Source organism: Streptomyces sp. NPDC127595 (genome assembly GCF_042671685.1).
Classification (GTDB): domain Bacteria; phylum Actinomycetota; class Actinomycetes; order Streptomycetales; family Streptomycetaceae; genus Streptomyces.
In genome coordinates, this window is sequence record NZ_JBHXWK010000012.1 from 30633 (window position 1) to 55634 (window position 25002).

The following is a 25002-nucleotide window of genomic DNA, read 5'->3' on the forward strand; positions in this document are numbered from 1 at the left end:
ACTGCCCGGGGCCACACGTGTAAACGGTCACACATACACCGTCAGCCCTCGGCAGGAAGGTTCGCCGGAGGCGGGTGAATTCAGAGAACGGACTCTCTTGCCAACGTGATCACGAGCCGGGACGTGGTGTCCACGAGCTCCTTGTCGATCGGCTTGCCGAAGACCAGCACCCGGTAGTAGAGCGGGCCGAGCAGCAGATCCACGAGGTGATCGGCGGTCCGGTTGTCGACACTGAGGCCGTGGGTGCGCGCGAGGAGCGTGCGCAGACCGGCGATATCGCGCTCGCGCTGTTCCAGCAGGAAACCGCCGCGCAGTGAAGCGGCGGTTTCCTTGTCCAGCTGGGCATGACCGAGGAGCGCCTGCATCACCTGGCCGGCCGGCTCCTCGAAGAAGTCGGCCACACGCTGCAGATGGTTCTTGAGTTCGTCCTCGGGGCTGCCCTCTCCCGGACGCCACTCCAAAGCCTCGCGAGCGTCGTCGGTGAGCGTGTCGAGAAGGATGCCGACCTTCGATTTCCACCAGCGGTAGATCGTCTGCTTGGCCACTCCCGCGCGCTGGGCGATGCCCTCAATGGTCAGGGCGGCGAACCCCCTCTCGACCAGGAGGTCGTCCGCGGCATGGAGCACCGCGAGCCGGACACTCTCGCTGCGTCGGGGACCGGTTCGGCTGACGACGGGAGTCTGTTCGCAGGGCGATGGTGTCTTCCGCGTGGCGCTGATGGTTCCTTCAACCCTTCGACTCGTACGTTTCCGTGATTCTGGCACAGCCGAGACCACCGGCAAGCGGTACGTGCGGACAGGATCAGGCGGTCTTCCGGGTGGTGCGGATCAGGCTGAGCAGTACGCAGAAAGCGAGCGCGGCCACTACGGCACTGAATGTCTCGCCCGCCGGGCGCAGGCTGGTCTCGCGGATCAGGACGCCGACGCCGATGGCGGGCACGGCGAGCATCGAGTACAGGATGGCGAAGAAGGTGGACACCGTCGCACCGCGGTGCTGCGGGGCGCTGCGGGTGGTGATGCTGCCGATGCCGTGCCCGACGGCGATTCCCGTCGCCAGCCCGTTCACCGCGGCACCGATGAGCAGGGGGGCCAGGGTGCTGGTGGCCATGGCCAGCGCGATCAGGGCGGCAGCGCCGATCAGTCCGATGCACGCCACGGGCAACGCGGTGCCGGGCTTGAGGACGCGTACCAGGAGCTGACCGAGGGCGGTGCACGCGAAGGCGACGAAGACCACGAGGCCGGTCAGCGTATGGCTGGACTGGTTCAGCACGGTTCCCAGGAACAGGCCCGTCACGGCGGTCAGCACGCCGAGCACGGCGAAGCCGGCGCCTGCCGCCATGGCTGAGCGCAGGAAGTCCGACCGGATCTCGCTGGGCACGTGCAGGGGCTGGAACTGGAAGGAGAAGCCGGACCGGTGGTTGGAGCTCTCGCCGTTCACCAGGACCCCGACCGTGCCGATGGCGGCGAGGACCAGCATGACCACCCAGGGCGTACGGAGTGGAGACGGCGCGAGGTCCGCCAGGATGCCCGCCAGCAAGGTGCCGCACGCGAGGCCGCCCATGTTGGCGAACAGTGCGAGGGTGGCCGGCTTGATGCGGCTGTTCTGCCCGAGCCGTTCGGTCAGTGAGGCGGTGGCGGCGCCGGTGACGAGCGCGGCGGAGAGGCCGGAGACGACCCGCGCGACGAGCATCCCGGCGACGTTCTGGGTGAGCAGGAAGATGACGGCGGCGAGCACGGACAGCAGGGTCGCGGCGATCAGTACGGGACGGCGGCCCACCTGGTCCGACAGCCGCCCGAAGGCCAGCAGTCCGACCACAACACCGAGGGCGTAGACGGCGAAGACCACGGTGACGGTGAACGGCGTGAAGCCGAACGCCTCGCCGTACAGGGGATAGAGCGGCGTGGGCGCTGTCGTCCCCGCCATGGTGATCCAGAAGGCGAAAGCCACGCTGACCACGGCGAGGCGGCTGCCCCGGGCCTTTGTTGGCGCGCCGGTCGGATCGGCGCGGACGGTCGAGTTCCCCACTGAAGTGGCCTCTCGTGAGTGCGGTTGCAGGTGGAACGGCGGGACGCGGGACTACAGATCTAGACGAGACTAAGCGTTGCGTCTAATCATGGAGATTAGACTAGTCGTCGCGTCTATTCAATGGGCGGTGGAGATCGCAAGGGATGGAAGGGGTGCTCGCTCTTGCTGTCGGGGGAGTGGTCGCCTAGCCTGAATCGGTGAATCTGATGGACCGTCAGATACGGGTTGGGGAAATCGGCAGGCAGCAGGGGGTAAGGCGTGGTCAGCACCGGTAGTGGCACCAGCGATCTGCCCAGGGGCAGTGGCACCAGCGATCTGCCAAGGGTCATCAGCGTGGACGACCACGTGATCGAGCCCGCGCACCTCTTCGGGACATGGCTCCCGGGCAAGTACCGCGACCTGGGGCCGCAGCCCTTCACCGCCGGTATCGGTGACCTCCGGTACATCGGCGGGAAGTACCGGTTCACCACGGATCCGAAGGGCCAGATCACCGACTGGTGGAGGTACGAGGGCGAGGTCTTCCCGTACAAGCGCATCATCGCGGCCGTGGGCTTCTCGCGGGACGAGATGACTCTCGACGGCATCACGCGCGAGCAGATGCGGCGCGGCTGCTGGGACCCGAAGGCGCGTCTGGAGGACATGGACCTCAACCACGTGGAGGCCTCGCTCTGCTTCCCCACCTTCCCGCGGTTCTGCGGGCAGACCTTCGCGGAGGCCAAGGACAAGGAGGTCGCGCTCGCCTGCGTCCGCGCCTACAACGACTGGATGGTCGAGGAGTGGTGCGGCGACAGCGGAGGGCGGCTGATCCCGCTGTGCCTCATCCCGCTGTGGGACATCGACCTCGCCGTCGCGGAGATCAGGCGCAACGCGGCCCGTGGGGTGCGGGCGGTGACCTTCAGCGAGATCCCGACGTACCTGGGGCTGCCGTCGATCCACTCCGGCTACTGGGACCCCTTCTTCGCGGTGTGCGAGGAGACCGGGACCGTGGTCAACATGCACATCGGCTCGTCGTCGCAGATGCCGGCCGCCTCGCCGGACGCACCGCCGGCCGTCCAGGCCTCGCTGAGCTTCAACAACGCCATGGCGTCGATGATGGACTTCCTCTTCTCCGGGGTCCTGGTGAAGTTCCCCCGCCTCAAACTCGCGTACAGCGAGGGCCAGATGGGCTGGATCCCGTACGCCCTGGAGCGCGCCGACGACGTGTGGGAGGAACACCGGGCATGGGGCGGCGTGAAGGATCTGATCCCGGAGCCTCCCTCGACGTACTACTACCGGCAGATCTTCTGCTGCTTCTTCCGCGACAAGCACGGCATCGCGTCGATCGAGACCGTGGGCGTGGACAACGCGACCTTCGAGACGGACTATCCGCACGTCGACTCGACCTGGCCGCACACGAAGGAGGTGGCGGCGGACCATGTGGCCGGGCTCTCCGCGGACGTGACGTACAAGCTGTTGCGGGGGAACGCGATCCGGATGCTGCAACTCCCCTTTGACCAGGGCAAGTAGACCTCGGGGCGTCGTCGATCGAGTTGACTGCCCGGCCGATTCAGCCAATTGCCCGGCGGGCAGTCAAGGGGGGAAGCCGGAAGTCTGCTGTCTTCCGACCGGCTCGTCGGCCCGCTCCCGGGGACGGCGCCCACTGGCAACTGGAGTGCGAATGAAGGTCTCCGTCGACCGCGACGTCTGCTACGGCTCCGGCGACTGCGCCCACCGCGTCCCCTCCGTCTTCGCCCTGGTGGACCCCGGATACGGCTCCGTGCTGCCGGGACGGGAGGACAGCGGCGACGATCCACAGGTCCGGGAGGCGGCCGACTGGTGTCCGTCCCAGGCCATCGTCATCACTGAGTAGTGACCGGGGTGCCGGGCTCCAGCCGTACCCGGCAGGAGTCACGAGCTACGGTTTCCGCCGGACCCGCGGAGAGGCGAGCGGATGAGCAACCCCATTTCGGAGGCCTTGGTCACCCTCGGTCGCGGGTATGTGCGTGGGGCTCCCGGCTCGTTCGGCAAGGCGCTCCTCGCCGCGCGTCTCCTCAATCCCCACCTGAGGGAGCACCCGCGCCGCCGGGTCGTCGAGACGCGCTCCGGTGCCCGGTTCGCCGTCGACACCCAGGACCTGATCCAGCGGTACCTGTATCTGTTCGGGGTGTGGGAGCCGCACATGACGAACTGGCTCCGGAGCCGGCTGAAGCCGGGGGACGGTTTCATCGATGTCGGGGCCAACATCGGTGTGTTCAGCGTGCTGGCCTCGCAACTCGTCGGTGAGGAGGGCCAGGTGGTCGCGATCGAGGCCTCGCCGGTGTTCCACCAAAGGCTGTTGCAGGAGGCCAGGCTCAATGAGTGCGGCAACCTTCGCGCGGTCAACGCCGGAGTCTCGGACAGCCGCCAGACGCTGACGTTCGTGCTGGCGAGCTCGCGCAACATGGGGGCGAACAGCATCGTTCCCTACGACGGCCCGGCGGAATCCTCGTTCGAGATCGAGGCACGTCCGCTGCCCGAGCTGCTCGATCCCTCGGAGATCGCCAGGGCCCGGGTGATCAAGATCGACGTGGAGGGCGCGGAAGGAAAGGTAGTCCGCGGTCTGGAGCCCATCCTGGACAAGCTCCGGCCGGACGCGGAGATCTCGGTCGAGGTCACTCCCGACCGGATGGCCCAACTCGGCGACTCCGCTGATGAGTTGATGAAGACGATGGCCGGCGCCGGCTTCCACGTCTACCGGATGGAGAACGACTACGCCCCGCAGAGCTACCCGCGTGCGCTGAGCGGTGCGCCGCGTGTTCCGGTGCGGTGGCGAGGGCCGTTGCCCGGCGAGAGCGACTTGATCTTCTCCAGGCGGGATGCCGAGGTGCTGGGTTGAGGGGCGGGGTTTTTCGCCCCCTCCGCCCCTACCCGTCCCTTGGTCCTGGGGGCTGCCGCCCCCAGACCCCCGCTGTCGCGCTGAACGCGCTCATCCTCAAACGCCGGACGGGCTGAAAATCTCCAGCCCCTCCGGCGTTTGAGGAGCGGGGTCTGGGGCGGAGGGGGCGAAAAAACACCCCTCACCCGGAGACCGGAAAGCGCCAGCCAAACGAGGCCAGCGCCCTGGCCCTGGCCTCCACCACACCCATACGAGCGTCCCGTTCGGCGGGATCGACATGCGAGGCCTGCCCCGTCACCTGCCCCTCCCACTTCCGGTAGAGGAGTCCGACCTCCGCCGAGAACCACCCCCGGCTGACGGAGTTCAGCGCGAGGAGCAGGCCGGTGTCCTCGGATGCCGGCAACGCCATCCACCCACCGAGCGCGAGCACCAGATCACGCCGTACGAAGAGCGAGGCCGGGTGCACCTGCGCGTGGAACCCGTTCGACTTCCAGAAGTCGAGCACGGCACCGCGCTCGATGGCCCCGTTGCCGGGGTCGCCCGGAAAGCCGACGGTGGAGCCGTCGGGAAGGACGTCCAGGGTCCGGGAGGTCGCCCACCCGAGGGTGCGGTCCCCTTCGAGGGCGGCCAGGTCGCGGGCGAGCGCGCCCGGAGTGAGCCGGTCGTCGGCGTCCAGGACCTTGACGTACTCGCCGTCGGCATGGGCGAGGGCGAGCGTCCGGGCGACGCCGGGGCCGCCGGGACGGCCTTGGCGGCCCTGGCGGAAGGTCACGCGCTCGTCCTCGGGCACGTGCGGGGCGACGGCGTCCGTCCTTCCGTCCTCCTGGATCACCCAGTGCCACTCCCAGCCGTCCGGGAGCACCTGTTCGCGCAGCGACTTGTAGGCCTCCGGCAAGAAGTGGGCCGAGGGCCCATGCACGGCGGTGACGATGATGATGCGCCGGCTCACGGCAGCGGTCACCACCTTTCCGGGGGAGTGGTGAAGAGCGGCTCCGACTCGGACCTCAGCCTATGACTTCCTCAGGAGGTCCTGATGAGAAGAAAATTCACGCAGAGGCCGAATTCTTTCGGAGATTCGTTCTGAAATTGATCGGTGACATGCTCGATCAAGGACAGAGACGGCGGCGACAGGTATCGAACAGCGATGGGCCGGCCGGTATCGAAATTCATGGTCGACGCGATGGTTGATGTGATGGTCGACCCGATGATCGGCACATCGTCGGCACATGGCCGACATGAAAGAAGCCGGCATGAAAGAACCCGACCGCTGGAGACGGGGGATGCACCAGCGATCGGGCCGAGCCCAAGCCTAACAAGGCTGATTGGCCAGCGGGAGCCGACTGGCCAGCTCTTACGAGGACTTGTGATCGGGATCACGTGGCGCGGCGGTCTCCCAGGGCACCGGACGGTGCGGCTCCGCTACTGGTCGCACGGGGGATCGTAGGAGAGGCGCGGCAGATACTCGTGCCATTTCACCGATGTCAGAACACCTCGAGTGGTCGAGCAAATACGGTGAATTGCGTCGTCGACGTCGAGGTTCCACAGCCGGACGGTATCGGCGCCGCTCGATACCCCGAGCATGTGGCTTTTGGGACTGAACGACAAGAAATTGCCCGTCTTGGCGTTGGGGCTCATCGATTGGCCGATGGGAGAGGCGTCGGACGGGTCGGTGACGTTCCAGAGCCGGACCGTGTTGTCGTTGCCGCCGCTCGCCAGGGTGCGGCCGTCCTGGCTGAACGTCAGTGACACGACGGCTTCGGTGTGACCGGTGAGCGGCGATCCCAGCGGGGTCGCCCTGAGGGGGTCGGTGATGTTCCAGAGCCGGACCGTGTCGTCGTCGCTGCCGCTGGCCAGCGTATGGCCGTCCGGGCTGTAGGAGAGCGCGTTGATGGGCCCCGGATGTCCGGTGAGCGGTGCGCCCAGCTGGGTGGCGTGGCGGGGGTCGGCCACGTTCCAGAGCCGGATCGTGTCGTCCGCGCTGCCACTGGCGAGGGTGCTGCTGTCCGGGCTGAAGACGAGGGAGTTGACGTAGCCCTTGTGGCCGGCGAGCGGCTCGCCGAGCGGGAGGAGGCGGGACGGGTCGGCGGCGTCCCAGAGCTGGATGGTGCGGTCCTCGTAGGCGGTTGCCAGCGTGCGTCCGTCCGGGCTGAAGGCCAGCGTGTCGGGGCCCGCGAACCGTGTCCGCAGCTCGACGGGCTCGTACGCGACGGGCCTGGCCGGGTCGGTGACGTCCCACAGCTGTACGGCGCCTGCCGTCAGCACCGCGAGGGTGCGGCCGTCGGGGGAGAACGCCAGGGAACGTACCTCGGTCTCGGCGGGAGTGAGCGCGTCGCCCAGTGCCGCGGGCCGGCCGGGGGAGGCCACGTTCCACAGCCGGACCCGGCCGTCGCGTGCGGCCGTGGCCAGCACCTGACCGTCCGGGCGGAAGGCGCCGATGCGGCCGATCATGTCCGACGCCGGGATCGACCACAGGCGGACCTTGCTGTCACCGCTCCCGGTGGCGAGCGTACGGCCGTCGGGGCTGAAGCCCAGGGCGTACATCTCGCCGCTGCTCCCCGCGAGGGGCTCGCCGACCTGCGAGGGGTAGGCCGGGTCGCTGACGTTCCACAGGCTCGCCGTACTGTCCGCGCTCGCGGCGGCGATCATCGTTCCGTCGGGGCTAAAGGCCACCGACCAGACGGGACCGGTGTGGCCGGTGAGGGGCGAGCCGAGTTGCGCGGCGTGGCGGGGGTCGGCCACGTCCCACAGCCGGACGGTGTTGTCCGCGCTGCCACTGGCGAGCGTGCGGCCGTCGGGGCTGAACGCAACGGAGTGCACCAGGTCCGTGTGCCCGGTCAGCACCTTGCCGATCCGCCTCGCCCGACGCGGATCGGCCACGTCCCACAGCCGGACCGCGTCATCGTCGCCGCCGGCCGCCAGCGTCCGTCCGTCGGGACTGAAAGCGACGGAGCGTACGGCGGCCGTGGCACCGGTCAGCTCACCGAGTTCCTTCGCGTGCCCCGGTTCGTGCATGTCCCACAGCCGTACGACGTGATCCTCGTTGGCGGAGGCCAGTGTCTGTCCGTCCGGGCTGAACGCGAGCAGGTAGATCGTGCCGCCGCGGCCGGTCAGCGGTGCTCCGAGCGGGCGCGGGTGGCCGGGATCCCGCACGTTCCACAGCCGGATCGTGCCGTCGTCGGAGGCGCTGGCGAGGGTGCCGCCGTCCGGGCTGAAGACCGCGCTGCTCACCCAACTCGTATGGCCGGTAAGGGGTTTGCCCAGTTGCCTGGGCCGCGCCGGATCCGATACGTCCCACAGCCGTACGGTCCTGTCGTAGCTGGCGGTGGCGAGGATCCGCCCGTTCGGACTGAACGAGGTGAGGTAGACCGCGCCGGTGTGGCCGAGCAGCGGTGTGGCCAGCGGAGCGTTGACGATCGAGATCAGCCGGTTGTTGGCACCCTCGTCGTCGGGGCGCAAACGGTGGGCCACCAGGTCGAGTTGAGCGGACAGCGACGGGTCCGTGTACTGGACGCGGTCGGCTTCGGCGACCACCTGCTCGAACACCGCGTCGTTGCGCTGCTGCCACGCGACCACCGCCGAACCGACGGCCAGCATCGCCAGGACGACCAGCGCCGACACCGCGCCGCGGCCGATCCAGACCGTGCGCTTGCGCAGCCTGACGGATGCGGCCAGGAACTCCACCGCGCTCCGCGTGAGGAAGGTGTCCCCGGCGGACTTCGCCCAGGCACGGGCCTGTTCGAGACGCGAGCCCCGGTAGAGCAGTGCGGTGTCGCGGCTCGAACCCTCCCAGGCCCTGCCGTCCTCCTCCAGCCGCTGACGCAGCAGGTTGCTGTTCTTGTCCTCGTCGATCCAGTCGCGCAGGCGCGGCCAGGCGTGCAGCAACGCCTCATGGGTGATCTCCACGGTCTCCGCGTCAAGCGTCACCAGCCGCGCCCGGACCAGCGCTTCGAGCGACTCCTCCGTCTTGCCGGGATCCGTCGACTCCGCCGCCAGTTGGCGCCGCGTGCCCCGCCTCCGGGTGGCCTGCGTGTCCTCGCCCAGCCGGACCAGCCGCAGCAGGAGCAGCCGCGCGGCCGTGCGTGCCGCCGGGTCGAGACCGGACCAGGCCCGCTCGGCGGTCGCCGCCACCGCTCCCTGAATGCCGCCCGCCGCGCGGTAACCGGCCAGCGTGAGCCTCCCCGCCTTCCGGCGCTGCCAGGTGGCGAGCAGGGCGTGCGAGAGCAGCGGCAGCACCCCGGCGTCGTGCGTCCCGCGAGGACCGTCGGCGCTCAGCTCCCGGACGATCAACTCCGCGAGCCCCGGCTCGAGTTCCAGCCCGACGGCCTTGGCCGGGCCGGTCACCGCCTCGCGCAGCTCCGCGGTGGCCAGTGGCCCGAGAACCATGTGGCGGTGCTGCAGCGCGTCGGCCAGTTCGGGATACCTGAGGCACTGCTCGTAGAAGTCGGCGCGTATGCCCAGGACCACGAGCACCGGGGCCGGATCACCAGGGCCGGCGGGCGAGCAGGCGGCATGCAGGACCTGGACGAAGGCGCGCCGCTGCGCCTCGTCCGAGCAGAGGGTGAAGGCCTCCTCGAACTGGTCCACGATGAGGACCGGTCTGCTGTCGCCGGAGGCAGCGATCGGTCGACTGTCGTCGGCGGTCGTGACCGGCCGACAGCCGGCGGAGGTCGTGACCGGCGGGCCGTCTCCGCAGGCCGCGACCGGGCGCCCGTCCCCACTGGCCGCGCCCGGCCGGCCGTCCTCGCAGGCCGCCTCGCGTCGGGCCCACGCGGTGACGGCCTCGCGTACTCCGTGCGCGAAGGCCCGGGTACGGAGGTCCTTGGAGGGGTCGGCGGCCGCGGGTCCCTCCTTATCGGCGACGACCCGCGCGAGCTCGGGGATCCGGCCGGTCAGCTCCGCGAGGGGATCGCCGCCCGGCACGAGTTGCAGAACCACCCTGGCCGGGTGGCTGCCGCCGTCGTCGCCGCGCGCGCCATTCCGCAGTGCGGGCACCAGCCCGGCGTTCAGCAGGGAGGACTTGCCCGCCCCCGAGGCCCCCACGAGCATGACCAGGCCGCCCGTGTCCTCCGCCGCGTCGAGCTGGGCGATGAGGGCGTCCGTACTCCGCTCGCGGCCGAAGAACCACCGCGCGTCTTCCTGACGGTACGAAGCCAGTCCCCGGTACGGGCACACGCCGGCGCCGGCCGGGGCGTCGAGGCCGGACTGACCGTCCTCGTCCGCGGATGCCGCCGATGCCGCGGTCGCCGAGGCGCGGTCGCCTACGGGGCCGGCGACGGCCTGCTCCCACAGCCGCTGCCACTGGACCAGGTCGTACAGTCCCGGGGACACCGGCGCGGTCCGCGAGCGCCGCGCTTCAGGGATCAGGATCTGCAGCACCGCCGCGAGGGCGGTGAACTGGGCCGGCACGTTCTTGGCCCGGCGCCAGTCACTGATGCGCTGCGCGGACACCCGTACGGGCCGCCCCTTTTCGTCGACGCGCTGAAGCCGTACGACCGCCTCGGCCACGCGGTTGAGGGGCGGATTGCCGGCTTCCCTGTACAGCAGCGCGAGACGCTCCGCGAAGGCCGTGCGTGCCCCTGAGTCGGAACTCAAGGCCACCACCCCTTACTTCCCCCGCACCTGAACATCCGGACCGGAAAACTCACCTTATATGGCTGACCTGCGGTTACGTAATCGCTCCGGTACCGGAACCTCCTCGTCGGCGGCCACAACTGGCAGGATCGCGACGCACCGACGAAAACACCTCGCACCGCCCGGACAGGCCACCAGCACAGCGCTCGGAGAGCACCTCATGACGCTGCATGTTTTCGGTCAACTTCCCTTGGACTGACGAGACGGCGGACACCGCCTCGTCGCGTGGCCCGAAAAACTCGCGACCGCCCTCGCGCCGACCACGGGCCCGCCCCACTCCTCGATCCGCGCCGGCCGCCATCACGGCAACCCGGCACGGATCGATCCCGCCCGCACCGTTCGGTACCGGTCCCCACGTGGGGAGGGACCGGTACCGAACGGTGCGGCATGTACCTGAGCACGGCAGAGGCCCATCCGCGATCAAGCGAATGGGCCTCTGACCGGTGTCGGGGGGCGGGATGTGAATCCACAAATGGCTCCCAGGAGGGCCTCCGTGGGAGGCGGCCCCGCGCGGTCCTCCGCCCGCTGTGCCATCTCGGCCACCATGAGTGCCTACTCCTCCGGTACTTCATATGCCGGGACCAGCCTGGCGGGAAGCATTTGGGAGAAGATCTGCTGCCAGATCTCTCCCAGGTGGGGAAGAGGCGGCGGGGCACTCTGAGGCAGGGGCGGCGTTTCGGGGGAGGGCGTCCCGGCCAGGGCGGCGTCCTGCGGGGCAGCGTCAGGCCGGGACATGGACGACCTGCCCCGCGTAGGCGAGTCCGCCGCCGAAGCCGAACAGGAGGACGGGGGCTCCGGCCGGAACCCGGCCCTGGTCGAGGAGCTTGGACAGGGCCAGCGGGACGCTGGCGGCCGAGGTGTTGCCGGAGTCGGTGACATCGGTGGCCACCACGGCGTTCACCGCGCCGAGCTTGGCCGCGAGGGGTTCGATGATGCGCAGATTGGCCTGGTGGAGGACGACGGCGGCCAGTTCCTCCGGCTCGATGCCCGCACGTTCACAGACGGTGCGGGTGAGAGCGGGGAGTTCGGTGGTGGCCCAGCGGAAGACGGACTGGCCTTCCTGGGCGAACCGGGGCGGGGTGCCCTCGATGCGTACCGCTGCGCCCTTGTCGGGGAAGGAGCCCCAGACGACCGGGCTGATGCCGGAGACCTCCGAGGCTTCGACCACGGCACAGGCGGCGGCGTCACCGACGAGGATGCAGGTGGTGCGGTCGGTCCAGTCGGCGACGGAGGTGAACTTCTCCGACGCGATCACCAGTGCCCGGGTGGCGGAGCCGGCGCGTATCGCCTGGTCCGCGAGGGCGAGGGCGTGACTGAACCCCGAGCAGGCCGTGTTGACGTCGATGGCTGCCGGACCGGGGATGCCGAGGCGGGCCGCCGTGCGGCTGGCCATATTGGGGGCCCGGTGCTCGGCGGTGCAGGTGGCGACCAGTACGAGATCGATGTCGGCGGGAACCAGCCCGGACTGTGCGAGGGCCTTGAGAGCCGCCTCCGCGGCCATGGAGTCGACGGTCTCGTCGTCGGCTGCGATGTGCCGGGTCCGGATTCCGACGCGGCTGCGTATCCATGCGTCGTTGGTGTCGATGATCTCGGCGAGGTCGTCGTTGGTGAGGACCCGGGAGGGCTGATAGTGGCCGAGGGCGGTGATACGGCTACCGGTCATGGCGGTGACTCCGGAAGGTTCGGAGGGACGAGGTTACGTACGGGGGACCTGGCGGCCGAGAAGTTCGTCGAGGGCGTTCTCCAGGCCGACGGGTCCGCTCTGAGGTCCCGTGCCGCCGTCGGCCCAGGCCAGATAGCCGTCCGGGCGGAGCAGCAGTGCGTTCACCTTGAGCGGCACCTCGGTGCCGGCGCTGGTGATGTCCAGTGCCTCCTCCCAGGGGGCGGCGGCCTTGCGCAGGTCGGATTCGTTTTCGGAGCCGAGCAGGACCAGCTGGAGTCGGCCGGTGTGCAGCAGGCGCGCCACGTCGGTCTGCTTCCCCCGGACAGTGAGCGGCAGGTTGGGGAAGAAGGTTCCGGACCACGACGAGGCGGAAGGGCGCGTCGGCAGGGTGACGTCCTGGTCGCTGATCATGTCGCCGAGCTGGCGGCTGACCGCGGGGTTCTGCAGCAGCTCGGTGAAGAGCGCACGCAGCGGATCGTGCGTGGCGCCGGGGCGCATCAGAGACAGCTGGGCCTGGGTGTTGGCGATGGTGCGGGCGGCGGGCGGACGCCGTTCAGCCGTGTAGCTGTCGAGGAGGAACGGACTTGGCCAGCCGTTCAGGTGGTGGGCGAGCTTCCAGGAGAGGTTGAGCGCGTCCTGGAGGCCGAGGTTGAGGCCCTGGCCGCCCACGGGGAAGTGGACATGGGCGGCGTCCCCGGCGAGCAGGACACGGCCCTCGCGGTAGCTGTGGACGAGGCGGGCGTAGTCGCTGAAACGATCAAGGAAGTACGCGTTCCGCATGGGGATGTCATGGCCGGCGATCCGCGAGACGGTGGACCGGAGTTCATCCAGGGTGAGGGGGACGCGCCGGTCGGTGTGGGGGCCGTCGAAGTCGAAGGCGGCGACCCGGCTGGGGCCGAACGGATTGGGGCCGATGACGGTCCAGCCGCGCTCCGTGAGGTTCCAGCCGGCCGGAGCCTCATAGGGCGCGTCCAGTTCGACGAGCCCGAGTACGGCCCGCGTCTGCGGGAGGTGCTCCTCGCTGGTGAAGCCGGCCTGCTCACGGACCAGGCTGCGAGCGCCGTCCGTTCCGACCACCCAGTCGGCGGTCAGGGTCACCGTGCCGTGGCCGTCCTCGAAGACGACGTCGGCTTCCTCCTCCCGCGCCCGCACCGCGCTGACCGCGCATCCGCGCAGCACGGTGGCTCCGCGTTGGCGGGCGATGCGCTCGAAGGTCCGCTCCAGCTCGCTCTGAGCGCGGCCCACGATCGGCTCGCCCTCCACCGCGGGGCCGGTGATGTCCAGCCCGGGGAGCCCGGCGAAGTGGAACGGCTGGGACCGCTCCTGTCCGAGCAGTTCCACGGTGGCGTCCGGGCCGGGCAGATAGCCCCGGCGCCGTAGCGACTGCGCGGTGCGGGCGTGCAGGGTTCCGGCCTTGGGGACGTCGAGCGTGGTGGAGTTCTGTTCCACCACGGTGACCTGGACGCCGTAGTGGGCGAGTTCGGCGGCTACGAGCATGCCGACCGGACCGCCGCCGACGACGGCGACCTGGGTACGGCGCTGGGGTGCGGGCGGGGAGGAGGTCATCGCCGGCTCACCTCGTGGAGTCGGCGCCGCGACGGGCGAGGACGACGACGAGCAGGCCGAGGACGAGACTGACGGCGGCCATCGCCCACAGCAGGTTGTGGAAGGCGCTGTCGTACGACGCCGCATGTTCGGCCGCGCTGCCGTCGGTGGTGACCATGGAGGTGAGGGCGGAGCCGAAGACGGCGACCGCGATCGCCTCACTGCCCAGGCGCAGGGTGTTGAGGAAACCTGCGGCCATACCCGCCTTCTCCTCCTCGACCATGGCCAGAGCCTGGCCGTCGACCAGTCCCGCGGACAGGCCCATGCCCGCGCCGGTGACCAGCATCGCGGGAGCCATCGCGAACACGGAGGTGTCCGGGCCGAGCAGCAGCAGCGCCAGGTCGCCGACGACCAGGCAGAGCAGCGAGGCGAGAACGACGGCGAGCGGGGAGGTGCCGCGTTCGACGAGCTTGGCGCCGACCAGGGGCAGGGCGAGGACGGGAACGGTCAGCAGCAGCATGGTCGTACCGGCGGCTGACGCGCTGTATCCGGCGACGGCCGAGAGGTACGAGGGCAGGTAGGTGAGCTGGGTGACGAAGCCGAAGGAGGCCGCGACCGGAACCAGGGTGTAGGCGAGGAAGCGGCGGTTGCGGACCACGGACAGGTCGAGCAGCGGTGCCTCGGTGTTCTTGGAGAGCCAGCCGAACACCGCGAGCAGGACCGCGGCGACGACGAGCAGGCCGAGTGTGCCGGCCGAAGCCCAGCCCCACTCCGACCCCTGCACGATCGCGTACGTGAGGGAGGCCATGGCGAGAACGAAGACGACCGCGCCACGTACGTCCAGCCGGCCACCTTGCGCGGGCTGTTCGTTCACCTTCTTCGCGATGGCCGGCACGCAGGCCAGGACCACGGCGAGAACGATCGCCTGGAGCCCGAAGATCCAGCGCCAGCCGAGGGAGTCCACCGCGGGACCGGAGACCGTCGGGCCGAGCGCGACGCCGATCCCGGCGACGGCGCCGAACAGGGCGAACGCCTTGGCCCGGGCCGGACCTTCGAAGGCGGAGGAGATGATCGCGCTGCCGCAGGCGAAGATCGCCGCACCGCCGATACCGGCCAGGACACGTGCCCCGTCGAGTACGTACACGTTGGGCGCGACGGCGCAGCCGACCGAGGCGACGGCGAAGACCGCGGCGCCGATCGCGAAGGCGCGGATACGCCCGATCAGGTCGGCGAGCGAGCCCCATACCAAGGTGAAGCAGGCGAAGGCCACGTTGAAGCCGTTGACCACCCACTGCAGCGGGGCGGACCCGGCCCCGGTGTCGAGGCCGATAGCGGGCAGTGCGACCGCTGTTCCGGAGATCGAGGTCGGCACGACGAATACGGCGAGCAGTACGGCGAACAGGGTCAGACCGCCGCCGCCGGGCTGCTTCGGCGTCGTGTCCGTCCCGGGTGGCGCGGTAGGTGCGGGGATGGCTGGGTCAGTGGTCTGCGAGGCCACGGGGGACTCCGGAATCTGTCGGGACACCTTCGGGCGTCGAGGGGGACGAAGGGCACCGCAGATGAGGGACGGGAGGCAGCGGTCCAGAGCGCGAACCCGTCCCTCATCTTAGGTACGTAATTTATCGAACCTCAGGCTCGCATGGATCGTAGGTTTGATGCAAGTAGTACCTTGGAGGGGTGTCGCGACGAGGCGGCACCCGCGATGGAAGGTGAGGAGCCGCGCCATGCCGGATGCCGAAGGCCACCCCGATCTCCAGGAGATCGATTTCCAGACCGTTCTGAGGGCGTTGTCGGACCCCTTGCGCTATCAGGTGATCGCCACGCTCGCCCGGGAGCCGGAGGGCACCGAACGCACCTGCACGTCCTTCGGGCTGCCGGTGTCGAAGTCGACCCGCACCCACCACTTCCGGATCCTGCGTGAGGCCGGTCTGGTCCAGCAGGTCGACCGCGGCAACAGCCGCGGCGCCCAGCTCCGCCGCCAGGACATCGAGCAGCGGTTCCCCGGCCTGCTCCGCCTGGTCGCGGACAACGCCGCACTCCCCGGCCGGCACGACCTGCTGGCAGGCTGAAGTGCCGCGCCCGCACACCGGGAATCCCCGAGTGTGCGGGCGCGACGTGATGAGGGCCTCTCGGCGTGTACGAGCTACCAGCGCACCGGCAGCGCGGTCGGCCGCCGCAGAACGACACCGCTGTCCCAGGGCAGAGTGGCCGGATCGGCATCGAGGGTCAGAGCCGGGAACTCCCGGGCGAGGAGGGAGACCGTCTCCACGATCTCCATCCGGGCCAGCGCGGCTCCCATGCAGTGATGCATGCCGTACCCGAACTGCAGGTGCCGCTTCCCCTTCCGGTGCGGATCGATCAGCAGAGGATCGGGGAAGACGTCCGGGTCCCGATTGGCCTGGAAGGCGTCCGGGTAGACGATGTCCCCTTCCTCGATCACCCCATCGGTCGCCTCGACGCGCTGCGTGGCGATGCGGGGAAAGGCCGAGATGTTGCCCAGCGGTATGAGCCGGATCAGCTCCTCCACCAGGGCTCCGGTGATTTCGGGGTCCTCGGCGATCTGCTGCCAGAGCACCGGGCGGCACAGCAGCACGTATAGGATCTTGGCGGAGACCGAGAGGATGTTCTGGTCCGCGCCGAGGAGGGATCCGAGCAGGATGCCGACCAACTCGGCATCGCCGAGCGGCGGTTCCACGGTGTCCCGTGCCGCGACGAACCGGTCGATCAGGCCACCTTCGATACGAGGGCGGGCGCCGGTGACGAGTTCGGTCAGGTAGATGTAGAGGGCGGTGAATTCCTCGACCAGGCCAGGGACGTCTTCGTCAGAGGCGATCTGCACGGTGTGGCCGAGCGGTCGGTAGAAGGCGATGTCGCTGTCCGGAATACCGAGGAAACGGCCGTTGACTTCCGCCGGCAGCGTGTCGAGGACGTGGGCGTAGAGATCGGGGGTCTTGGCGCTGCGGAGCTGTCCGACCTTCGCCGCCAGGATCTCCCGCACCGCGGGGCGAAGTGCCTCGACCCCTGCGGCGCTGTAGTCGGCGTTGACGAAACCCCGCATCCGGGCGTGGTCGGGCACGTCGAGGTTGAGCAGCAGCTCCTTCGGCATGATGGTCGGAAGGAAGCTGGGCCCGCCCTCGACGTTGGTCGCGGTACGGCCGAACGTCGGGTCGGTGAGTACGCGATGTACGTCCTGGTACCGGGTGAGGTGGAGCGCCCTGTGCCCACTGGGCAGGGTGAGCTGAGGTATACCACCGCGGCTGCGTTCGGGGGCGGGCACGAACGCGGGCACCGGGTTGAGGTGAGGTATGCCCTCGATGTCGGCCAGGGCTGAGGTCGATGTGGTCATGGGTACTCCAGAGGGGCGCGACGGGGAAAGTGCTGGAGAGACGGATCGCTCAGGGAAGCGGGCACAGACGTACACCGGTGATCGCGCTGAGTTCACGCAGCGCCTGCTGGGAGTCGCGGAAGTGCACGGCGGTCCAGCCCGCGCGCTCGGCCGCCCGGCAGTTCTCCTCAAGGTCGTCGACGAGAACACACTCTTCGCCGGGCACGGCAGCGGTACGTTCGGCCAGGGCGAAGATCTCCGGCTGGGGCTTGCGCACGCCGAGTTCGCAGGAGTCCACGATGTGGTCGAAAGGACCGGCCGGTTCGATGATGCGCTTCCAATAGGGAGCCCACTCTCGAACGTTGTTCGATAGCACGGATACGCCGAAACCCTCGTTCCGAAGCTGCCGCGCGGCTTCCGCGACGGGCTCGGTCACGGTGACGCCCTCGAACCACTGCCTCCCGAACTCCTGCCACTCGGCCCGTGACTGGTCGAGGTCGGGCCAGCGCTGGAGCAGCGCCCCGGAAAGCAGGGCGGCCCACTCCTTCTCCGGCATCTCACCCAACTCGATGGGGGCCAGCGCGGATACGCCGAGCTCCCGCCCGACGTCGGACATCGCGGCATACATCTGCTCAGGGCCGATGCCGGTCTTCTTCTCGAAGGAGCGGAAGAGCTCCGCGAGCGGAGGAGAGAGGACTCCCCCGAAGTCGAACCACACGGTCAGGGCCGAGTGGCGCTCGGCCCTCTCCTGCTGCTCCTGCGAGGTCATGCGGACACCAGCTGGGCGTCCTGGGACGGGCTGGCCGGGCAGAGAGTGCGCCCCCAGCGCAGCTGGGCGGTGGCGACGGTGCGATCCTCTTGCGCCAGCACGAGATCGACATCCACCCCGCCGTTGGTGGCCGCACCCACCGTCGCCCTGCAGTCGGTGGGCAGTTCGAACTCCCCGACCAGTGCGAACGTGGTCTGCAGCGATTCCAGCGCCAGTCCACGCGGCGCGAACCCGTGGACCTCGCTCGCGGCGTAGAGCGCGGTCTGACGGAAGGCTTCGAACATCAGGGCGCCAGGTATGTGGTCCAGCGGATGGTCGAACAGGCCGGGATGCCCCTGATCGACCACAATGTGCCCGGTGACATCGTTGCCGGACATCACGGCGTCGGCCAGCACGACGTTCTGCGCCGACCGCCTCCCCACCAGGTACGTCGGTAGACGCAGGCCCGTCAGATGGGCGCGCGGGGTCAGGTCAAGACCGCTGCGGGAACGCTCACGCAGCGCCTGCCAGGTTCGGCTCGGCATCCAGCGGCACTCGATACGGGAGCTGACCGCGTCCCGTCCGTCGATACGGACCAGGCCCTCGTACACGGCTCCGGTGACACGCCCGCCACGGGTCTTGGTCTCGACCACCTGGAAGTCGATGACCGCGCGCGCGGATTCCGGGCCGATGCGCAGCGCGGCCATGTCCAGAACGGCCAGGCTCGCGGAGTCGAAGACAAAGCTCGCGCCCTCGGGCGCGCCCACATAGGCGTGCGCGGCCAGGATGCCGCACTGCCGCAGCACCTCCATGATCAGCAGCGGGTCGTAGTGAGCCGGGCTGATCGTGTGGTCGCTGTAGTAGGCGTGGGTACGGGGCAGATACGCGGCGATGAGTGCGCCCTGCTGATGCGGTTGGTGGTCTGTCAGGAACACTTCACCCACTGATGCCCGGTGCACCAGGTTGCGCGGGACAGTGCTGGAGTAGTTGAGATTGTTTTCGGGCATGGCCCTCCCCCTTTCGAGCCTGGGAACCCAGGTTCGATTAATATGATACCTAGGTTCGATGATCTTAGGCCTTTCTCATGAACGTTGGAGTGGGGGAAGGTGTCTCAAATCGCTCAAACACACGTCCGAAAGCCCTGTTCAGGGCGGGCATCCCTCCTGTCCGTGTTTACTGCGTCACATCTTCATGAGGGACCGCTTCCGGTTAGGGGGTCGGTCCACCGTCCGTGGGGTCGCCGGTCAGGCACCTGCTGCACCACCAACAGCGACGTACAATTTCTTGTACGTCGATAGGTGGAGGGCTGTTCGTGAAGACCATGACGTATTCGGAGTCTCGCGCGCGGTATGCCGAGGTGCTCAATGCCGTTACCGACGACCGCGAAGAGGTCGTCATCACCCGGGCCGGACATGAACCGGTCGTCATCGTCTCCCTGGAGGACTATGAGTCCCTGAAGGAGACGGCGTACCTGTTGCGCAGCCCTGCGAATGCCCGGCGCCTGCTCGCGTCCATCGACGAGCTCGAAAACGGCGGCGGGACCGTACGCGAGCTGACGACCGACTGACAAGGGCCGCGAATGAAGATCACCTTCTCCTCTCGCGCCTGGGAGGACTGTCTGTGGTGGCAGCTTCAGGACCGCAAGATCCTGAAGCGCATCAACACGCTCATCGCTGACATTGCCCGGAACGGCAACGAGGGGATCGGCAAACCGGAACCGCTCAAGCACGGCTTCCAGGGCTACTGGTCACGCCGCATCAGCGACGAACAACGGCTGATCTACAAGGCCACCGAGGACTGCGTCCTGATCGCGCAGTGCCGCTACCACTACGAGAACTGACGCGACGTTAGCGGATCGGGCGCGGCCACGCGCGACAGGGCTGGTCTCCGGTGGCCATGTCGTCGGGCGCCAGGTAGGCATCCATCGCAGACGCGATCAACCTGCCGTCTGCTCTGTCACTCCAGTACAGCCGCCACGGGAGAGGTTCAGCGGAAGTAGATCCGCCCGGTGATCCAGTCCGCGCGATCGCCATGGACGCCAACTTCGGCACCGGTCCGAAGCGATGGACATGCAGTTACTCACGCACCACGGAATCAGGGCCACCTATTACTCGAATAGGTGGCCCTGCCCTGGTGCTTAGCTGTCGGGGTGGCGGGATTTGAACCCACGACCTCTTCGTCCCGAAGCAACTTGGGTGGGGGCGCGGCCTTGGGCTTGTGTGCCTCTCACCTGTGCTGACGGTCCGCAGACGTCCGTGTTTGTCCGCTGGTGTGCGTCGGCGTTGTCACGCAGTTAGACACTCGCCCCGCCGCCCCTCACTGCAGGGTCGCTGTCCCAGAGATTTGGCGCGCCAGTTCCTCGACGACTTGGGGCACCACACGCTGAGCGTCCTCGTCTTGCAGCGCTTCGACAAGTGCTTGGTGGACTGCCGCATACGGTTGTCCGGCGTGTGAGGCACGCGTCCGGTCAACCGCTCGCTCGATCTTCGCGAGGTGCGCTGCCACGATCGGCATTGCCTTGTCGTACTCGCTGGGGTCCGTGGCCATGGGCTCAGCCGATCAGGGCATGCCGATGGGGTCAAGGCCGGCAGTGGGCCATCAGCTTGGGAAGCTGGGGGCATTTGCGGCGAGTTCAGCCGCTGAGCTGGGCGAATGCCTGGGACGGGACTCATCTGCCTTGGCCGCATTCACCGTGACTCCCCGCTGTTTCCCCCTCTATCTGGTGCACCAGTGGTGCGGCCTGCTTCAGTACGGAGCTCGGGTACCGGCTTGATGACGTCGGCCCGGACACGGGCCACTACAGCGAGTCGCACTCAGTGACAACAAGAAGGGGCCCCATCGGCTTGGAAGCGGTACCGATGGACCGCTTCGAATAGGGCCGTTCACCTGCGTTCATGGGCGTGGCAGGCGGCGAGCCCATATGGCGAACCGGGCTAAATGGGTGCACGAGCCATCGGCCGACGCTACGGTGCCGCGCATGAAGATCCGAAGATGGGCCGTCCGTGGCGTGACAGCGGTGGCCGTGGGTGGGGCATTGATCATTGGGCGCGTGCTCCAGGGGGCAGCGGCCCGGTCGGGCAGCGCGAGCGGCGGCCCGAGCACTCGGATGCTCTGGCACTGGCGCTGTGAGTGCGGCGCTCACTCTCGCGGCGGCGATCCCTTCCAGGCCGACGTGGAGGACAACGCCCAGCGGCACATGTGGCGCAAAGGCGTGGGACATCCGATGCCGGAGATCTACTCCACCGAAGAGGAACTCGCGTAGGTCGGAGTTGTCCCGCACGTCACCTGTCCGCACGCACACGCCGACCACCCGGGCCCCGAGGCCTCTGTGACCTGCCATCACTCGCCGAGGCTCCTCGCCTCCCTGCATGTGTCTACTTGCCCTGGGTCTTGTCGGGGATCTTGGTGAGCTGGGATTTCGCAGCTCAGGGTGGGTGCAGTGGGCGGCCGAGCTGTCGTCATTGGTCGTCGTTGGTCCCTGTCGAACAGCCTCGGACGGCCCAGGGACGGCCCAGCAATGGAGTACATGGGCTGCGTCAGTCGCCGGAAGCGGCCCGCCACTCCGTGGTGATGCACCCTTCCTCCATGTGCCACCACTCCTTGGCAACGCCGTGGTTCAGCAGCCGTTGCACCTGGGCGAGATCGGCGGTGGGTGGCACGTCCAGGGCAACCATGCGGAACTGCTCAATGCCCTCGCCGTCGACGCCGAGCTGCTGAAACATGTTGATCACGCTCTGCCGTGCGGCTCCCGAGCCGCCATCACGCAACACGATGAGGCGAATCGTGCAGTTCTCCGAACGACGAACCACCTCGCCGACCCATCGCACGCCCTCCTCGTCGGGCTCGACCACCACGATGTCCCCGCAGGCGATACCTCGCACGAACCAGGGGATGTTGTCGAGCCGCACAGTGCCGTCCCCCTGCTCGACGGCCCACAGGCTCTCCACCGACGCCGGGGGCCAGTCGTCTTTGACCTCAAGCCGGAAGTGGACCTTCACGTACGGACCATCAGGGTTCGTCATGCTGCCCAGGATGCACATCGTCAAAGTGCCGGCCGCAGGCGGGTAACCGGGCACATCTACTAAGAGGTGCGCTCGGGTCGGCCTGCACCTCAGCCCACGACAGCCAGCCACGACGGTGGGCGCGCCGACCGAGCAGGCGCGCGTGTGCCTCGCTGCACCCCCACAGGCCTTAGCCACGGTACCGAGGTGTGCTCGCCAACCAGGGCAAGGTGGCATGTCATCCGCCTTGTCAGTTCGCTCCAACTCGTGCTTGGCATGGCCCAGCCGCCCGCACGTGTCGTCTGTAGCCGCCCAATGCCGCAGCGGCCCGTGGGCGTTGCTGTCAGCGTTGGATGTCAGCGGAACAACTCCGGCACGGGGCAGACCTCCAAGGGCTCGTTCGGCCGATCCGCCCAGTTCCACCAGACGTGCCGACTGGCACACCGCCAGAGCGATCGGCAGGTCCGCCGGCCGTCGTCGTTGCCCTTGGAGAGTACGACGCCACCAGACTTCAGGGGCTGCCTGCATTCGGGGCAGGGTGGAACGTCGCTGGCCATGCGCCGCACACTACCGAGTACCACTCAAGCGCCGGTCCTGATCAGTGCAGCCGAACTCTCACCTGGTGGTTGTGCTCAACGTGGTCGATGACCTCACCGCGGATGCGTACCCCGAGAGCGGGCAATCCCATCCCCTCGGGCATGGCAATGATCTCGGCAAGCGCCATGGCGTTCGGAACTCCATCGACGCGGATGAAGACGCCGAAGGGCTGACGTGCGATCACTTCTCCTGCGACGGCAGCTCCCAGAGGGAGAGCTGCAAGCGTCGCCGTCCAGACCTCCTCCGGCGACTGCCCCCGCACGTCGGGGCGGCGCGTTGGCCAGTTGTACTCGTCCATAACCAGATCATGACCCGCCGAGGAGTCGGCGACTACTGCGTTGTAAGGGCGGACGTGGCCGGCGGCATGTCCTTCCAGGTCACTACGGCTGTGGCGGCAGCCCAGGTGAACGGCGCATCTCGGCCGTGGAGGGCCGTCGTTGACCGTGGTTGACCGCACGATGTGGCACGGCTGTGGCACGTTCCGACTGACGACACCCTGTGTGCGGGACCAGCGAACGTCAGCTCAGTTCTCCGGGCTTCGGCATAACCCTTCCGGTGTCGCAGATCAACTCGGGGAGCCTAGCCAGAAGGGGGTGGGGGTGGTCGCCCGTGGGTGCCGACTGTCAGCGTTGGTCGGCCTCGGACGGCCCAGGGACGGCCCAAGGACGTGAACTGATGGCGACCTCCCGCGGCCAGCATGGCTGTACAGCTCTCCAAGTGGTCGACCGCAGCCGTCCGCCAGAATCTTCCGAGGCGTTGACTACACCGAATCGTGATACGTCACGACGGTGGAACATAATGCAGGACACGACACCACGCACTGTGGGATCATCACTTCCCCAGAATCCACGTAATCACCGGAAGAACGATGACTGTCGATAACAACCCTGCGGGTTCCCTGAAGCCGAATTCCCCATTGCTTGCCCTGGAGAAAAAAATCCAGGCCGCAGGCATCTCCTGCGAATGGACGACATCGTGGGACGAATCGGCACTACTGCAGATCGGCATTGCGTCCGGCAGGAGCTCTCGCGCTGTACTGTTTTCCGAAGAAGATGTACCCACATGCCTGGAAATGGATTTCGCGAAAATTCGCGCCCTCGGGGAGTATGAAGCCTTTGATGCATTGGAGGAAAATCCCAGTATCGAAGTTGCCCTGGCAGCCACCAATGGGCCAACTCACCGCCTAGTGGAGCGTATCCCTGGATGGGTAACTGCAGATCCGGAAGAGAATCTACGCACCAAAGCGCAAGGATCCGTTACGATAACCGGCACTAGGGGTGAGGACTGGTCTGCAGAGATCAGTTCACCGTCTAAGAGATTCTCTGTTTTCTGCAGCTTTGGGCCCGTCACTCTCAAACTTAAGGGGCGACAGCTCAGAACTTATCCAGAGGCTTTGGCATTTCTTGAAAGTGCGGGCAATGCCATCCTCTTCGAGCTCGATCTGAAATATGGCCTTTCATTCACCTTCCGGCGCATGCGACCGGTGGGCCCAATGAGATTCGGTCGGCGGAACCACCAAAACGCAAGCGCTCCTACGCTACCTAAGCTTCAGTACGCCGCTGAGCCGCTGAGTCTCTACCGGTACGCCCGGTCAGCCGTGGGAATGCCTCTGCTTGAGTTCCTTGCCTACTATCAGGTACTCGAATACTACTTCTCTCGCTACAGTCAGCGAGATCTTCTCGATAAGCTGCGCAACGAGTTGCGTGATCCGAACTTTAGAGCGGATGATGAACGTCAGTTGTCGCGCATCCTGCGAATCACACGTCAACCTGGAAGAGGATACGGGGATGAGCGTAGCCAGCTGAAGGCAACGGTCAGATACTCCGTTTCCGAAGATGCAATTTCGGATTTTTTCTCGGCGAATCCGGAAGTCCTTGGACACTTCAGCGCTAAAAAGCAAGCAATCGCAGGCCTAGAGCCAGTAGACCCGAAGCGGAAAAAGGGGGACCTGGCCGACTTGCTTTGCGAGAGAATCTATGAGATTAGGTGTCGAGTGGTTCACACGAAGGAAGATGGTGGAGGCCAGGTTGACTCACTGCTGATGCCCTTCTCGCCCGAAGCCGAGTCTCTCCGTGCCGAGAATGTGCTCATGCGGTTTCTGGCACAGAAGGTGCTCATTGCCGGTGCTGTCGATCTTTCCGCATGAAATCTCGCAGGTCGGCGGAGCGGCTTTGGGCTGGAGCTGCTTTGGGGCGAGTGATCTTGGCCCCGTAAGCTTCCGGCGAGTCGGGCAGTCTGTGGACCTGCCCGTTAAAGCACGACGTTGGGGCCATGATCTTCGAGGCTCGCGCCAAAGTGGCTGCCTAAAATTGCGGAGCCGACCGCCCCAGCCACGACGGTTCCCTTTTGTGACGTCAGGCGGCTGATTGCTGTGCGCGCGGCGCGGGCGCTGGCCGGGCTGGAGCGGGGCGGAGACAGGAGCGCAGGCCCGGCCGGGGGCCGTGCCGCGCGCGGGGAGCGGAGCGAGCCGCCTTGAACCCGTAGAGAAAGTTGTAACTCAGTCGGACGCGTGGGACGCGTGGGGCTTGTCGTGTCTCGGTTGATGCTTTACACCGGGTGAGGTGGCGAGCGAGGTATGTGACTGGACTGGGCCACCCATGCGCAGCAGTCCTC

The 25002-nt window shown here is 67.8% G+C and carries 21 protein-coding genes; 8 read left to right on the forward strand and 13 right to left on the reverse strand.

Translation table 11 applies throughout. The features are described 5' to 3' along the window. Window positions 1-80 precede the first annotated feature (80 nt). Window positions 81-626, reverse strand: a complete 546-nt coding sequence (locus ACFVKT_RS31670; RefSeq protein ID WP_385737940.1) for a TetR/AcrR family transcriptional regulator — start codon at window positions 624-626, stop codon at window positions 81-83. A 175-nt stretch (window positions 627-801) separates the two neighbouring features. After that, entirely contained in the window at window positions 802-2025 is a 1224-nt protein-coding gene (locus ACFVKT_RS31675) for an MFS transporter (RefSeq protein WP_385737942.1), read from the reverse strand. Between the two features lie 258 nt (window positions 2026-2283). Here ACFVKT_RS31675 and ACFVKT_RS31680 point away from each other — a divergent pair, with 258 nt between their 5' ends. From ACFVKT_RS31680 to ACFVKT_RS31690, 3 genes are all read left to right on the forward strand, one after another. Next, on the forward strand, window positions 2284-3531 hold the full coding sequence (locus tag ACFVKT_RS31680) for an amidohydrolase family protein (RefSeq protein WP_385737944.1): 1248 nt from the start codon (window positions 2284-2286) through the stop codon (window positions 3529-3531). A 151-nt stretch (window positions 3532-3682) separates the two neighbouring features. Beyond that, window positions 3683-3874: a ferredoxin gene (locus tag ACFVKT_RS31685; protein ID WP_384381319.1), complete on the forward strand. Its 192-nt coding sequence runs from the start codon at window positions 3683-3685 to the stop codon at window positions 3872-3874. Window positions 3875-3955: 81 nt separating this feature from the next. After that, a complete protein-coding gene (locus ACFVKT_RS31690; RefSeq protein WP_385737946.1) occupies window positions 3956-4879 on the forward strand; it encodes an FkbM family methyltransferase in 924 nt (307 codons plus the stop codon). 181 nt (window positions 4880-5060) lie between these two features. Here ACFVKT_RS31690 and ACFVKT_RS31695 read toward each other — a convergent pair whose 3' ends face one another. The 5 genes from ACFVKT_RS31695 to ACFVKT_RS31715 all read right to left on the reverse strand — a co-directional run bounded on the left by ACFVKT_RS31695 (window position 5061) and on the right by ACFVKT_RS31715 (window position 15216). Beyond that, the gene (locus tag ACFVKT_RS31695) at window positions 5061-5828 is read right to left on the reverse strand and encodes a glycosyltransferase family 2 protein (RefSeq protein WP_385737948.1); all 768 of its coding nucleotides are present in this window, start codon (window positions 5826-5828) and stop codon (window positions 5061-5063) included. Between the two features lie 470 nt (window positions 5829-6298). Further along, window positions 6299-10480 (reverse strand): hypothetical protein, encoded by a 4182-nt coding sequence (locus tag ACFVKT_RS31700; RefSeq protein WP_385737950.1) that lies wholly within the window; start codon window positions 10478-10480, stop codon window positions 6299-6301. 751 nt (window positions 10481-11231) lie between these two features. Then, entirely contained in the window at window positions 11232-12173 is a 942-nt protein-coding gene (locus tag ACFVKT_RS31705) for a beta-ketoacyl-ACP synthase III (protein ID WP_385737952.1), read from the reverse strand. Between the two features lie 33 nt (window positions 12174-12206). Then, window positions 12207-13739, reverse strand: coding sequence for an FAD-dependent monooxygenase (locus ACFVKT_RS31710; RefSeq protein WP_385737953.1), 1533 nt, complete (start codon window positions 13737-13739; stop codon window positions 12207-12209). A 7-nt stretch (window positions 13740-13746) separates the two neighbouring features. After that, window positions 13747-15216, reverse strand: coding sequence for an MFS transporter (locus ACFVKT_RS31715; RefSeq protein WP_385737954.1), 1470 nt, complete (start codon window positions 15214-15216; stop codon window positions 13747-13749). Window positions 15217-15442: 226 nt separating this feature from the next. On the opposite strand from ACFVKT_RS31715, the gene ACFVKT_RS31720 reads away from it, so the two are divergent. Further along, entirely contained in the window at window positions 15443-15787 is a 345-nt protein-coding gene (locus ACFVKT_RS31720; protein WP_385737955.1) for an ArsR/SmtB family transcription factor, read from the forward strand. A gap of 74 nt (window positions 15788-15861) precedes the next feature. Here the strand turns inward: ACFVKT_RS31720 and ACFVKT_RS31725 are convergent, their stop codons facing one another. The 3 genes from ACFVKT_RS31725 to ACFVKT_RS31735 are packed head-to-tail and all read right to left on the reverse strand — an operon-like array spanning window position 15862 to window position 18798. Next, entirely contained in the window at window positions 15862-17064 is a 1203-nt protein-coding gene (locus tag ACFVKT_RS31725) for a cytochrome P450 (RefSeq protein ID WP_385737957.1), read from the reverse strand. Window positions 17065-17113: 49 nt separating this feature from the next. Continuing rightward, window positions 17114-17812: an HAD family hydrolase gene (locus ACFVKT_RS31730; RefSeq protein WP_385737959.1), complete on the reverse strand. Its 699-nt coding sequence runs from the start codon at window positions 17810-17812 to the stop codon at window positions 17114-17116. Then, window positions 17809-18798 (reverse strand): ScbA/BarX family gamma-butyrolactone biosynthesis protein, encoded by a 990-nt coding sequence (locus ACFVKT_RS31735; RefSeq protein WP_385737961.1) that lies wholly within the window; start codon window positions 18796-18798, stop codon window positions 17809-17811. Before ACFVKT_RS31735 ends, ACFVKT_RS31730 begins: the two co-directional genes overlap by 4 nt. 305 nt (window positions 18799-19103) lie before the next feature. Between ACFVKT_RS31735 and ACFVKT_RS31740 the strand changes: the two genes are divergently transcribed. Then, window positions 19104-19358 carry a type II toxin-antitoxin system prevent-host-death family antitoxin gene (locus tag ACFVKT_RS31740; protein ID WP_164312550.1) on the forward strand — a complete coding sequence of 85 codons (255 nt, stop codon included), beginning with the start codon at window positions 19104-19106 and terminating at the stop codon, window positions 19356-19358. A gap of 12 nt (window positions 19359-19370) precedes the next feature. Beyond that, a complete protein-coding gene (locus ACFVKT_RS31745) occupies window positions 19371-19631 on the forward strand; it encodes a Txe/YoeB family addiction module toxin (RefSeq protein ID WP_385737963.1) in 261 nt (86 codons plus the stop codon). A 476-nt stretch (window positions 19632-20107) separates the two neighbouring features. On the opposite strand, the gene ACFVKT_RS31750 is transcribed toward ACFVKT_RS31745, so the two are convergent. Continuing rightward, on the reverse strand, window positions 20108-20338 hold the full coding sequence (locus ACFVKT_RS31750) for a hypothetical protein (protein WP_385737965.1): 231 nt from the start codon (window positions 20336-20338) through the stop codon (window positions 20108-20110). A gap of 430 nt (window positions 20339-20768) precedes the next feature. Between ACFVKT_RS31750 and ACFVKT_RS31755 the strand changes: the two genes are divergently transcribed. After that, window positions 20769-21053, forward strand: coding sequence for a hypothetical protein (locus ACFVKT_RS31755; protein WP_385737966.1), 285 nt, complete (start codon window positions 20769-20771; stop codon window positions 21051-21053). A 274-nt stretch (window positions 21054-21327) separates the two neighbouring features. On the opposite strand, the gene ACFVKT_RS31760 is transcribed toward ACFVKT_RS31755, so the two are convergent. Both ACFVKT_RS31760 and ACFVKT_RS31765 read right to left on the reverse strand, forming a co-directional pair. Beyond that, window positions 21328-21813: a DUF4265 domain-containing protein gene (locus ACFVKT_RS31760; RefSeq protein ID WP_385738282.1), complete on the reverse strand. Its 486-nt coding sequence runs from the start codon at window positions 21811-21813 to the stop codon at window positions 21328-21330. 577 nt (window positions 21814-22390) lie between these two features. Further along, the gene (locus tag ACFVKT_RS31765) at window positions 22391-22687 is read right to left on the reverse strand and encodes a hypothetical protein (RefSeq protein ID WP_385737968.1); all 297 of its coding nucleotides are present in this window, start codon (window positions 22685-22687) and stop codon (window positions 22391-22393) included. 570 nt (window positions 22688-23257) lie between these two features. Here ACFVKT_RS31765 and ACFVKT_RS31770 point away from each other — a divergent pair. Then, complete coding sequence (locus ACFVKT_RS31770) at window positions 23258-24535, forward strand: hypothetical protein (protein WP_385737970.1); 1278 nt, start codon at window positions 23258-23260, stop codon at window positions 24533-24535. Window positions 24536-25002: the final 467 nt, after the last annotated feature.

What these genes read in the sequence shown, in the direction of transcription:
- ACFVKT_RS31770 (WP_385737970.1), top strand. Translation starts at nt 23,258, where the DNA reads ATGACTGTCGATAACAACCCTGCGGGTTCCCTGAAGCCGAATTCCCCA.
- ACFVKT_RS31705 (WP_385737952.1), bottom strand. Translation starts at nt 12,173, where the DNA reads ATGACCGGTAGCCGTATCACCGCCCTCGGCCACTATCAGCCCTCCCGG.
- ACFVKT_RS31685 (WP_384381319.1), top strand. Translation starts at nt 3,683, where the DNA reads ATGAAGGTCTCCGTCGACCGCGACGTCTGCTACGGCTCCGGCGACTGC.
- ACFVKT_RS31710 (WP_385737953.1), bottom strand. Translation starts at nt 13,739, where the DNA reads ATGACCTCCTCCCCGCCCGCACCCCAGCGCCGTACCCAGGTCGCCGTC.
- ACFVKT_RS31745 (WP_385737963.1), top strand. Translation starts at nt 19,371, where the DNA reads ATGAAGATCACCTTCTCCTCTCGCGCCTGGGAGGACTGTCTGTGGTGG.
- ACFVKT_RS31725 (WP_385737957.1), bottom strand. Translation starts at nt 17,064, where the DNA reads ATGACCACATCGACCTCAGCCCTGGCCGACATCGAGGGCATACCTCAC.
- ACFVKT_RS31735 (WP_385737961.1), bottom strand. Translation starts at nt 18,798, where the DNA reads ATGCCCGAAAACAATCTCAACTACTCCAGCACTGTCCCGCGCAACCTG.
- ACFVKT_RS31765 (WP_385737968.1), bottom strand. Translation starts at nt 22,687, where the DNA reads ATGGACGAGTACAACTGGCCAACGCGCCGCCCCGACGTGCGGGGGCAG.
- ACFVKT_RS31720 (WP_385737955.1), top strand. Translation starts at nt 15,443, where the DNA reads ATGCCGGATGCCGAAGGCCACCCCGATCTCCAGGAGATCGATTTCCAG.
- ACFVKT_RS31730 (WP_385737959.1), bottom strand. Translation starts at nt 17,812, where the DNA reads ATGACCTCGCAGGAGCAGCAGGAGAGGGCCGAGCGCCACTCGGCCCTG.
- ACFVKT_RS31760 (WP_385738282.1), bottom strand. Translation starts at nt 21,813, where the DNA reads ATGACGAACCCTGATGGTCCGTACGTGAAGGTCCACTTCCGGCTTGAG.
- ACFVKT_RS31750 (WP_385737965.1), bottom strand. Translation starts at nt 20,338, where the DNA reads ATGGCCACGGACCCCAGCGAGTACGACAAGGCAATGCCGATCGTGGCA.
- ACFVKT_RS31755 (WP_385737966.1), top strand. Translation starts at nt 20,769, where the DNA reads ATGAAGATCCGAAGATGGGCCGTCCGTGGCGTGACAGCGGTGGCCGTG.
- ACFVKT_RS31690 (WP_385737946.1), top strand. Translation starts at nt 3,956, where the DNA reads ATGAGCAACCCCATTTCGGAGGCCTTGGTCACCCTCGGTCGCGGGTAT.